At 42.1% G+C, this 12,437-nt stretch carries 8 protein-coding genes; 5 read left to right on the top strand and 3 right to left on the bottom strand.

The features are described from left to right. Positions 1–36: 36 nt before the first annotated feature. The 3 genes from B4U84_RS26860 to B4U84_RS26850 form a co-directional block, all read right to left on the bottom strand. Positions 37–666: a DJ-1/PfpI family protein gene (locus B4U84_RS26860; RefSeq protein ID WP_044446591.1), complete on the bottom strand. Its 630-nt coding sequence runs from the start codon at positions 664–666 to the stop codon at positions 37–39. Between the two features lie 68 nt (positions 667–734). Then, positions 735–1,301: a hypothetical protein gene (locus tag B4U84_RS26855; protein WP_017308680.1), complete on the bottom strand. Its 567-nt coding sequence runs from the start codon at positions 1,299–1,301 to the stop codon at positions 735–737. 192 nt (positions 1,302–1,493) lie between these two features. Continuing rightward, entirely contained in the window at positions 1,494–1,886 is a 393-nt protein-coding gene (locus tag B4U84_RS26850; RefSeq protein ID WP_131121215.1) for a carboxymuconolactone decarboxylase family protein, read from the bottom strand. Positions 1,887–3,538: 1,652 nt separating this feature from the next. Here B4U84_RS26850 and B4U84_RS26845 point away from each other — a divergent pair. The 5 genes from B4U84_RS26845 to zwf all read left to right on the top strand — a co-directional run bounded on the left by B4U84_RS26845 (position 3,539) and on the right by zwf (position 12,420). Next, positions 3,539–5,242, top strand: coding sequence for a multicopper oxidase domain-containing protein (locus B4U84_RS26845; RefSeq protein ID WP_242677725.1), 1,704 nt, complete (start codon positions 3,539–3,541; stop codon positions 5,240–5,242). 64 nt (positions 5,243–5,306) lie between these two features. Then, the gene (locus B4U84_RS26840; RefSeq protein ID WP_131121213.1) at positions 5,307–6,353 is read left to right on the top strand and encodes a hypothetical protein; all 1,047 of its coding nucleotides are present in this window, start codon (positions 5,307–5,309) and stop codon (positions 6,351–6,353) included. Between the two features lie 382 nt (positions 6,354–6,735). Further along, entirely contained in the window at positions 6,736–9,591 is a 2,856-nt protein-coding gene (locus B4U84_RS26835) for a bifunctional transaldolase/phosoglucose isomerase (RefSeq protein ID WP_131121212.1), read from the top strand. A 24-nt stretch (positions 9,592–9,615) separates the two neighbouring features. Then, the gene (gnd, locus tag B4U84_RS26830) at positions 9,616–10,599 is read left to right on the top strand and encodes a phosphogluconate dehydrogenase (NAD(+)-dependent, decarboxylating) (protein WP_131121211.1); all 984 of its coding nucleotides are present in this window, start codon (positions 9,616–9,618) and stop codon (positions 10,597–10,599) included. 306 nt (positions 10,600–10,905) lie between these two features. Beyond that, complete coding sequence (gene zwf, locus B4U84_RS26825; protein WP_131121317.1) at positions 10,906–12,420, top strand: glucose-6-phosphate dehydrogenase; 1,515 nt, start codon at positions 10,906–10,908, stop codon at positions 12,418–12,420. The last annotated feature ends 17 nt before the right edge of the window (positions 12,421–12,437 follow it).

Here is a 12,437-nt window from a genome sequence, read left to right as displayed (position 1 = left end):
CACACCTAAAAAGCTTTATTTCTTGGTCGTGATTTTCTATTTGTTCACTATCTGCAATTGCTGCTCGTTAATTACCTTTAAAAAGATGTCCATAAATTCCGCAACAACATTAGGATGCTTAGCTGTGATTAAATTACCATGAATATGTAAGTTCTTGGTTCCATTACCATCGAAGACAACGATACCTCCGGCGTTTTGGACATCACAAATAATGTTATGGGCACAGGTGACCTCACGATTCTTAAGGAGTTCTGGATCTGCACAAAATAGCCAAAGACTATGGCAGATTGTTCCAATCTTTAACCTGCCAGTATCCATAGCTTTTACAGCTTTTCGGAGAAATTTAACGGCGGGAGCTTGATTGGGTTGACCTTCTTTATGATGCTCTTCATAACGAAGACGATCCATTGCATATGCACCGATGAGAATGATACCTTGATAATCAGTCGGTTCAATGTCATTCACTTCTACTATAACTGTGACTTCTTCCGTTAAGTCAATACCCTTAAAGGTTAATTCCTTTTGGTTCCAAAGATGGGATATGTACTCTAGCTCATATCCATTTGCAGGGAAGAATTTGTTAAATGCGCGAAACTCTATTTCATCAAAGTGTTCCTCAATGAGTACACCTATTTTTCCCTTACTCTTAAAAGTTGTAGCTGCCATGTTATCTACCTCACAATAGTGGCTAAATAGATTTTCAGTTTGCTCCTTGGAATTGACTACATTACCCATTAACGCTTGATCAACTGCAACAATTCATCTGGTGCAAAAACATTGCGATAAAAGGTGAGTTGCTCGCATTTTAAATAACACGCACCTCTATGTCCGCGTCGGAGCCAGGTTACGTTTCCTTTGGCAATTACTTCATTCGTATCGTCATCCATACAGTTCCATTCAAAGTAAACGACCTCACCATGAAACATAACAATGGGCCAAGTCATTGTTACACCTGGTTGAGCAATAATGGCCCACCAATTAGCCTCTCTCTCTGTTCCAGCAGTTTTACCGTAAAAAGGCCCATCAACGCACAGATAGACAAGGTTATTAGTGTATTCACCTGCTAGAATATCTCCCCTTCCTTGTCGTAGTGCTTCACAGTGAGTTGGCCACCAATCCCTATTTTCCTTTTCTATTTGCGTTAAGTTGTATTCAGGAGTAATTTCAGGTAAAGTTTCTTCACGAAGAGAAACATATATCTCAGCATCGTTGATTAATTTGTTTGCTAAGACACTATCAACTAGACCTGGTTTTGAATAATCTGCAGACAATTCTTTGTAGCAGTTAGTTTGCTTTTTCATCTGAAACCTCTGTGATGGTAGTCAAAATTGCAGTACTCGGCTGTAAATTTTATTGATTGACTGTAGTTGGGTAGTGCAGAGTTACAATTCATCACTAAATACAAAGCATAAATTGGTATTCAAACACACCTAGTTCCACAGTTCTACACTAAATTTTTCTGTTATTCATTAATTTGACAATCTTGTAGAAGATCATGCTGAAGGACCGAGAATATCATTAAGGACACCAAAACATCCTGCTGCCTTATTAAATCCCGCATAAACGCACATAAATAAAAGGAGTTCTTCAATTTCTTCACGTGTGGCTCCTTGTTGTATGGCCATTGTTACATGTGCTGCAAAAGGACTACCATTTCCGGTTTGATCCTGATTTACAACATCAACAGCAATTGTGATTAAAGCCTTGGTTTTTTGGTCAATTAATGGAAGACCCCATGCTTCACCTGCTACGCGGGTACAAAAATCTCCAAACTTAGAATTGATACCTTTTAAAGCATTTTGAAGATTTTTATCATCTAAAACAGCATTTTTGTATGCTGTTGCTTTATAATCTTTAACCATTGTCACAGAATCGTTTTGATCCATAGTTTTTCTCCACTTAATTACATAAGTTTTGCTATTCTACTGTGAAGATTGTTTTGAAATATACAAAGTTATTAAGTGAACTCTGCTTGTGTAGTTAACCTAAAAACTTTGATAACGAACTTAATCTATAGCAACTATAAATGAGACGCGAGAATAGATAAAGAAGTCTGTAATACCTGTGAAATAAGGGTTTATATCTACGTATATTCTCACAAATAAATTAGATTTGCTATAGATTCATATCACAGGTGAAGGATGCAGATTTTTTTATCAGCCTATTTTGACTGCATCTTTGTCAAAGATGAAACACTTTTCGTCTTTTAGTTTTTCAAGGCTGGAAAGTTTTAGCCAGAGAATATCTTTAGGTTAAGGAACAACATAAGCCGTTTTGTTAGAATTTGGTTTGTTTTGAATGATTCCTAAGCTCAAATTTTATAATTTCGATACACTAAAAGTTCTATGAATACCCAAAAATACATTATTTAATTTCTTGAAAGAGAAGTTTCATATTTCGGTATGCGTAACTGTTAACTCTTACTTTGTGTGAGTTTATGTTTTGGACTAACACCCTAAAAATTTTCATTGAAAAGCTTCCTTTAATAAAAACAATATTAAGGGATTGGATACAGAATTTTATGAATGAGATACTTAACGTAAAGGTGTTTTCATAAATAAACAACGGTAAAGCAAAGTCATACCTTATATATCCAAGCAATAAGCAATCGTAAATTATCGCTTGGTTAGTACCTATGACAAAGTAGCGTAAAGTAGATGTGAAAATTATTGTATGGGTATTAAGTAAGTCGGCGGGAAAAATTCAATGTATATGAAGAAATATAAATTAGCTGTAGTGGCGTGTCAAGGCTAAAATAGTGCATTAATAAACCGCAGAGGCGCAGAGAACGCAGAGAAGGAAGAAGAGATTTATTGCAGCATTTTAGTCTAGACACGCTAGTAGGGTGCGTTGTCGCGCAGCGCAACGCACCTTGAATTCTTGACCGCGCGTTAGCCTACGGCATAACGCACCCTACATTTAAATTTCTTAACATAGCTATAAATATTAGCACCAACTTACTTATACGTATAAATTTGTTGATTTAGCAAATTCTTATTGCAATTAACTTTCTCCTTAAATTGTCGATTTTAAATAGATAAAAATCTACATATCTTAAAAACTATGTTATAATTTAAAGCTTTATTGTTTTGAAAACTTATCAATAGCACTAAATTTTGTCTTAAAATGTATATCTTGAATAGCAAAATTAGATTGATATGTCAATATAATTAACTATACCTTCTCTATTCTTTAATACCATTACCACAATCCAAAGAAAAGATAAAAACCAAGTTTTTATCTTTTCTACTTTCTCTTATTTTCGCAATTATTGATTTAGAAATAATAATTTTGGAGAAAAATAATATTTTAAAGAAGTAAAACAATTTTTCAGTAGTTATAGCAGATTGCACTGGTTTGAATATATTGCAAAACCTCTTATAAATGTATTCAATATCTTTGGATATCTCAGTGGAATTGTTTTAATTTTGGTAAAATTTTATTCCGTAATACCATCAATCAAGCTCAAAATCACTTGTGTGACCTAGCCTATTATCACGTTTATAAATGAAAAAGAATGGTTACTAGAAGGCAATTTATGATGACAAGTGCAGGATTGGGAGCAGCATTTCTCGTTCCTGCAATGTTTAAGGCGAAGAGAACCATTGCAGCTTCGCCGCAGATATCGAAATTTACAGAGACTCTACCTATACCTTTTCCTAGTGGAGCACCTACTAGTTTGACGGTAGCATCTAGCTCGCATTCGTTCCATAAAAACTTAGGAGCAGGGCCTACATGGGGCTACGGCGGGGCTGATTATCTTGGACCGACTATCGAAGTTACAAGAGGTGTACCGCTTAGACTCACTGTAAAAAATGAACTTGGTCCTCACCCGTTGCCGATTGATACAAGGTTGCACGGCGTACTGGAATCTGACAAAACCAGTCCACGGATATCGTTGCATCTGCATGGCAGCAATACAGAACCACAAAGTGATGGTTATCCAACAGATACATTCACACCAGGACAGTCTTACGTATACAATTTCAACAACAATCAAGAAGCGGCGACGTTGTGGTATCACGACCATGCGCTTGGTATTACGGGTCAAAATGTGATGGCTGGACTCGCTGGGTTCTATTTGATCAGGGACATTGACGATCCTGCTGGAGGCAACGGACCCCTTGGTCTCCCTTCAGGGCCTCCTTATGAGATCCCACTGGTGTTGCAGGATCGAGTATTCAATCCTGATGGATCAATATATCATCCCGAATTGTGGGAAGTGGAGTTTCTTGGTGACGTGGCTACCGTTAACGGCAAGGCTTGGCCAAACCTCAATGTTGACCGCACTTTGTACCGATTTCGGATTATAAATGGCTCAAGCTCCCGAACTTACAATCTTAAGCTGTCGTCGAACCAGCCAATTATTCAAATCGGTACTGATGGAGGGTTGCTAAATGCTCCAGTGCCGTTGTCTAGACTACTCCTGTCTTCTGGAGAACGAGCTGACGTACTAATCGACTTCTCTAAAAACCTGCCAGGAGACAAAATCGTTTTGGAAAATGAGGCGATCGCACCGTATCCTGAAGGTAGAGTCAACATGGTACTAGGTAATTTCCTATTACCAGAAATTATGCAATTCACCGTCAATACAGTTGCTCCCGCTCCTAAAGTCATTCCCCAGACACTGCGATTGCATAAACCACTCATTAAACCGATTGCTACTACGCCAGTGCAACAGCGATTTTTGACACTGGTAGAGATCCCCAGTCCAACTGGACCACTTGTAGTGTTGCTCAACTACGTGTACTGGGATGAAGCCGAGAAATACCCTGAAATGCTGATGGAGCGTCCAAAGGTAGACACTGTAGAACAGTGGAATATTATTAATCTTCAACCTGTCGCTCACCCGATGCACTTGCATCTGGTCTTTTTCCAAATCCTTAATCGACAGAAAATTAACACAACCCAATACACGAAGGCATACTTTGCTACTGGTCCTCGCACAGTACTTACACACCATGCACCTGGTGGACCAACAGTGCCAGCTGGCTACCCACCACCCGACCCGACTCCCTTTGCGATTGGTCCAGCCAGACCGCCAGCACCAAATGAGGCTGGATGGAAAGATACTGTGCTAGTAAATCCGGGCGAGGTTACTCGTCTTATTGTCCCATTTGGTGCTCAAGCTGCTGAGAACCTACCTTTCGGCAACTCTTTCACTGGGCGCTATGTGTGGCACTGCCATATGCTTGAACATGAGGACAACGAAATGATGTTGCCCTTTGAGGTAGTATCGTAGCTTCATATCAGAGCCAGGTTGCTTCTACAAAAATCATTAAATATTTAGTCTTCATTGTGTTCTCATGACAAAAAATTCCTCTTTGTCTCAATTTGAAGAACTTCAACAAACAATAGCAATTGAGAGTGAACCTAATAACTCTTTCGAGACCAGGCAATTTCTATCATCTGATACTAGTACTGTATATGCACAACTTGACAATAATAGCTATGACATTGACTATTTAACTTTCTCAGGCCTTAATCCTGGAAGTTTGTTTACCGCAGAAATAACTTCAGAGTTTATTGATCCACTTCTGGGATTAGTTGATAATTCCGGTAATATCCTCGCAATCAATGATGACCAAGCTGATGATAGTGTTCTACCTGTACTAACTGGAATAGTACCAACTGATGGGACTCTGAATTTTGTAGTCACTGGCTTGGGGGACACTGACCTTGTAGCTGATCACTTTGAATCTGGTTGCTATACACTGTCATTCAACACCTTTACTCTTCCCGAATCCTATACTAATCCAACGGTCATCAACGGTGGCTTTGAAAACAGTGATTTTACTGGATGGACAACATTAGGTGCAACCAGTATTGAAACAGCAGCGTTTAATAGTGGTCCGAGTGAGGGCAATTCTCAGGCTTTATTGTCAACTGGGGGAGTCACATTTTCTGACGCAATTATAGAAACATTCCTTGGTTTGGAAACTGGAAGCCTGGATAATTTTGGCAATGGGGATGTTACTGAAGGTTCAGTTATTCGACAAACATTCACAGCAAACGCTGGAGACATTTTAACTTTCGATTGGAATTTCCTGACAAATGAGAGCGCACAAGTGTTTCCTTATAAGGATTTTGCCTTCGTATCAATCAGTTCTGATTCAGAATTGCTTGATACGACGTTATCATCATTAGTGACTTCCTCCACAACAGAGTTTTTTGCAGAGACTGGCTTTGAAACTTTTTCTTTTACAATACCAACAACCGGGACATACACTTTGGGACTCGGAGTAGTAGATGTGGGAGATAACACTATTGACTCTGGATTATTGGTTGATAATGTTACACTCACCTCTGTCTGTAACTATGGAGTCTCAACAGGCTCTAATTGTTGGTGTTAGTAGCGATCGCAAAGCGCGTCTACGCTGCTAATTTATTTGTGCCGACTTACTTATCCATCTCTTAGTAAGTTTGTTCTTAATTTAGTGATCTTCACTGGTTAAAAAATTTTTTAAGTGAAAACTTTAGTACAGAGTGTTACTCCCAAGTAGCACCCTGATCCGTGTTGAATAATGCTTTTACCCTTTAGCTAGAGAGACTATATCGACAACAATAGTTCATGTCTTGAATATATACCTTCGAGTATTGGCTCTGAAGCTTTCTCAGAACAATTTTGGCTTCATCGCCCAGAAGATTGTTGCTGCGGAAGACAACGGAATTAGCAAAACCTGTTGAGAACCTGTAATGCAAGTAAAGTTAACCAAGACCTTTGGAAACGCAACTATGAACTCTCTGCAAACTCTGCGAAATTACGGGCAGTCTGTCTGGTTAGACTACATTCGACGCAGCTTAATTACCAGTGGTGAACTGCAACGCTTAGTCGATGAGGATGGATTGTGTGGTGTCACATCTAACCCCACTATTTTCGAGAAAGCCATTGCTGGCAGCAATGACTACAATGATCCACTGATGGCACTTGAGCAGCAAAAAGATATGGACGCCATGTCGCTCTACGAGCAATTGGCAATTAGTGATATTCAAAATGCTGCTGACATTTTGCAATCTGTATACAAGCAAACGAAAAAGCGCGACGGCTACGTTAGTTTGGAAGTATCACCTTACCTCGCTCACGATACACAAGGCACAATCGCCGAGGCAGAACGACTCTGGCAAGCAGTTAGACGTGAGAACGTTATGATTAAGGTTCCTGCAACTCCTGCTGGTATCCCTGCAATCAAACAACTGATTAGTGAGGGGATTAACGTTAACGTCACACTGCTATTTTCTCAAGAAACTTACAATTTAGTTGCAGATGCTTATATCAATGGTTTAGAAGCCTTTGCAGCCCAAGGTGGAGACGTAACTAAGGTAGCCAGCGTCGCCAGCTTCTTCATCAGTCGCATTGATACTGCAATTGATGCGATCGCCACCAATCGGATCAAGACAGCTACCAGTTCGAGTGAACAGGCGTCTTTGGAAAGCCTCATAGGTAAAGTTGCTATTGCCAATGCTAAACTGACTTATCAACGCTACCAAGAAATCTATCAGAGCGCTCAGTGGCAATCATTAGCCGATCAGGGCGCACAAACGCAACGACTCCTATGGGCTAGTACTAGCACCAAGAATCCCTTGTATCGCGACGTACTTTACGTAGAGGAACTCATCGGTGTAGACACAGTAAACACCATTCCACCAGCAACATTTGACGCATTTCGCGATCATGGACAACCACGTCGTGATAGCTTGAAAGAGCATTTAGAAGAAGCGCATGATGTAATAGAAACCCTTTCTCGAGTCAACATTTCAATACAGGAGGTCACACAACAGCTATTGACAGAGGGAGTACAGTTATTCATTGAAGCATTTGACAAATTGTTAAGTGTTGTGGAAAAAAAGCGTGAAGCAGTGCTAGGTACAGCCCTAGATCGGCAAAGTTACTATCTGCCAGATGCTCTAGCTAAAAGCGTGGAAGCATCTCTTAAAGATTGGCTCACCAACCACAAAGTACGACGGTTGTGGGCGCGAGATGCGTCGCTCTGGACAAATGAGGATGAGAGCCGTTGGCTAGGCTGGCTTGGGATCACAGAAGACCAATTAGCACACATTGACCACCTCAAAAAACTTGCCGAAGAAGTTAAGAGTAGAGGTTTTAAGGATGCAGTCGTACTAGGAATGGGCGGCTCTAGCCTGTGTCCTGAAGTGATGAAGCTTACCTTTGGTAAGGTGCTGGGCTACCCTGAACTACACGTGTTGGATTCAACAGATCCAGCCCAGATCAAAGCAGTTGAAGATAAAGTAGATCTGACAAACACTCTGTTCATTGTATCTAGTAAGTCAGGCGGTACTTTAGAGCCGAACATATTTAAGCAATATTTCTTCGAGCGGGTACAGCAGGCTTTGGGGGCAAAAGAAGCAGGTAGACGCTTCATTGCGATCACCGACCCCGGCTCGAAACTCCAGCAAGTAGCACAAAGTGACGGCTTCCGTAACATTTTCTTGGGCTTACCCAGTATCGGTGGCAGATACTCGGCTCTGTCAAATTTTGGTATGGTACCTGCGGCGATTATGGGTGTTGATGTCGCAAAGTTCCTGGACTATGCTGAAGAAATGGTACATTCTTGTGCTGCGACTGTTCCAGCCACAGATAACCCTGGTGTAGTATTAGGAACAATTTTGGGGGTGCTTGCCAAACAAGGTCGAGATAAAGTTACCTTAATTATTTCACCAGCTATTTCGGATTTAGGTGCGTGGCTAGAGCAGTTGCTAGCTGAATCAACAGGTAAAGACGGCAAAGGATTGATTCCTATTGACCAGGAACCCTTGGGAACACCAGATACGTACGGCAGCGATCGCCTATTTGTCTACATTAAGCTGGAGACTAACTCAAATCCAGAGCAAGATACAATAGTCGATGCTTTAGAACAAGCAGGACAACCTGTAGTACGCATCTTAATACGAGATGCCTATCAACTAGGTCAGGAATTTTTCCGTTGGGAACTTGCCACCGCCGTTGCAGGTTCAATTATTGGGATTAACGCCTTTAATCAACCGGATGTGGAAGCAAGCAAAATTGCCACGCGACAATTGACATCCAAGTATGAACAAACGGGTACGCTTCCACCAGAGACACCAATATTAACAGAAAAGCGTATCCAGTTGTTCACTGATCAGAAAAATGCGGCAGCACTGTTTGAAGCAACAAGCGATCGCTCCTTGGTTGGCTATCTGCGGGCGCACCTAGACCGCATCCAAGTCGGTGATTATTTTGCACTACTGGCTTATATTGAGATGAACGAATTGCACCAAACACAACTACAAGCAATTCGGCAAGCTGTTCGCGATGCCAAGCAGGTAGCAACTTGTTTAGGCTTTGGTCCGCGCTTCTTACACTCCACGGGGCAAGCTTATAAAGGCGGACCAAATACCGGTATCTTTTTACAAATTACCTGCGATGAGAGTATTGACTTACCTGTTCCTGGACATAAGTATAGCTTTGGTGTAGTCAAAGCTGCTCAAGCACGGGGTGACTTTCAGGTATTAGCAGAGCGATCGCGACGAGCTTTGCGAGTGCATCTAGGTTCAGATGTACAAGCAGGTTTAACCACCCTGCAAACTGCAATGAAACAAATCTTGTTCTGAATCAGCAAACTCAAGGAGAATCATATGCAACTGGGCATGATTGGTCTAGGACGCATGGGTGCAAATATCGTCCGACGTCTGCTAAAAGATGGACACGAGTGTGTCGTCTACAATCGGACTCCCGACAAAGTCAAGCAGCTAGAAAGTGAAGGGGCAATAGGAACCACTTCCCTTGACAATTTCGTTAATCAATTGACTCAACCTCGTGTTGCTTGGGTAATGGTACCAGCTGGTGAGGCAACAGAGCAGATGGTCATGGAACTAGCACAGAAAATGGCACCAGGTGACATCATCATCGACGGTGGCAATTCCTACTACAAAGACGATGTACGCCGTGCTAAACTTTTGCAAGATCTAGGCATCAACTACGTAGATGTAGGAACTAGTGGCGGAGTGTGGGGATTAGAGCGAGGCTACTGCTTAATGATTGGCGGCGAACAAGGGATTGTTAAGCATCTAGACCCAATTTTTAAAACTATTGCTCCTGGACGAGGTGACATTTCCCGTACACCAGGACGTGAAAAACTGAGCAGCACAGCTGAAGACGGCTACTTGCATTGTGGCTCAAATGGCGCCGGACATTTTGTCAAAATGGTTCACAACGGTATCGAATATGCCCTGATGCAAGCCTATGCTGAAGGCTTTGATATCTTCCGTAATGCCAACTCGCCAGAACTATCTGAAGCTTATCGTTATGACCTTAATGTAGCAGAGATTGCTGAAGTTTGGCGTCGAGGCAGTGTTGTGGGTTCGTGGCTACTAGATTTAGCGGCGATGGCTCTGGTTGAAAACCCAACACTTTCTGAGTATACAGGTTTTGTGCAAGACTCTGGCGAAGGACGGTGGACAATTATGGCAGCCATAGAGTCAGCCGTACCTGCTGATGTGCTATCGGCATCGCTTTATACACGCTTCCGCTCACGACAGGAGCATACTTTTGCCGAGAAATTACTGTCAGCAATGCGATACAAATTCGGTGGACACATAGAGCAAAATGCAAGAGCATAAAGGCCCATAAAAACCATGTTAGCAATAGTGGTTTGACAAGTCATCTTTGCCGAGTAAACCAAGTTTCTCATCTTATCCTCTCCTCCTCTTCCTCTGCGTTCTCTGTGTTGAAAAGCTTTGATCGCCTGCTTCCTCTGCGGTTTTTTATTTAACCCCTCAAAGCTAGGTTGCCAGACCATTAGGCATTTAGAGAAATTAGGGACTCCTAAAGTCAAAAATATTCAATTGCAACAGACAAAGCCAAGAGTTGGATCATTTATTTTGTGGAGTTCCCGAAAATCATGACAAGGCACAAAAACAATGAACATGACTGATAAATGGCTAGATCGACCTGGTGATCCCTGCGTCATGGTAATCTTCGGTGCTGCTGGAGATCTGACTAAGCGTAAGTTGATTCCAGCTCTGTACAACTTAGTACAAAGCAACCTCTTACCAAAGGAGTTTGCCGTCGTAGGAGTGGCTCGTGCTCAGATGAGTACCGATGAATTCCGCCAGAAAATGAGTCGGGACATTCATGAGTTTGCGACTAGTTCAGTCGATACACACCTTTGGGATTCGTTTGAAAAGCATTTATATTATTTGTCGGGTGATTTTCAAGACCCCACCACTTACGAGCAGTTACAGGAACTCCTAGCAACTGTAGATCAAGAATGCGGTACACGCGGTAATTACCTATACTATCTAGCGACAGCACCCAATTTCTTTAACGATATTGTGTGGCAACTAGGGACTAGTGGGCTAGTTCGTGAAGAAGAAGGTAGTTGGCGACGAGTAATTATTGAGAAGCCTTTTGGGCATGATTTTGAGTCGGCTCGCGCTCTGAATAAAAATATCAGTAGTGTCTTGCAAGAAAGCCAAGTTTACCGCATTGATCACTATCTCGGCAAAGAAACGGTACAGAACATTTTGGTTTTTCGATTTGGTAATGGTCTATTTGAGCCAGTTTGGAACCACCGTTACATTGATCACGTGCAAATTACGGTTGCCGAGAGTGTTGGTGTAGAGGGCAGAGGCGGTTACTATGAAGGAGCGGGTGCATTGCGGGACATGGTGCAAAACCATATGTTCCAATTGCTGGCACTCATGGCGATGGAGCCACCACTTTCGTTTGAAGCTGACGCAGTACGAGATGAAAAATCTAAGTTGCTGCGCGCAATCCAACCACTTAGCCCGGAAGAAGTTCTTACCCAAACAGTACGCGGACAGTATGGTGCGGGTACGGTGAAAGGTTTGTCAGTGCCTGCTTACCGTACTGAACCGCGCGTTGCCTATAACTCCAGCACTGAAACCTTTGTTGCGCTGAAGCTAATGCTTGACAATTGGCGCTGGGCTGATGTACCTTTTTACCTGCGGACAGGCAAAGCTCTACCGGAACGAGTGACTGAAATTGCAATTCAGTTCAAGCACGTCCCGTTTTTACTGTTTCGTCAGACACCCATCGAGCAACTAACACCCAATTTCCTAGTTTTACGTATTCATCCCAACGAAGGCATCAGTTTGCAGTTTGGTGCTAAGGTTCCTGGCCCTAGTGTACGTATGGGTACGGTAGAGATGAATTTTGAATATGCTGACTACTTTGGCACTCAGCCAAGTACCGGCTATGAGACGCTGCTTTACGACTGTATGATTGGTGACGCCACCCTATTCCAGCGAGCTGACAATGTTGAAATTGGGTGGAATGTGGTGACACCAATCTTGGATGTCTGGAAAGCCCTACCCCCTCGTAGTTTTCCAAATTATGCGGCAGGTACTTGGGGTCCTAAAGAAGCTTTCGACTTGTTAGAGCGTGACGGTCGGCAGTGGCGGAAGGTTGAACCATGATTCTAGTAGCAAATAAT

Source organism: Westiellopsis prolifica IICB1 (assembly GCF_004323185.1).
Lineage (GTDB): Bacteria > Cyanobacteriota > Cyanobacteriia > Cyanobacteriales > Nostocaceae > Pelatocladus > Pelatocladus prolificus_A.
Note: the sequence above shows the minus strand (reverse complement) of the source record. Positions and strands in the feature narration are given on the sequence as shown.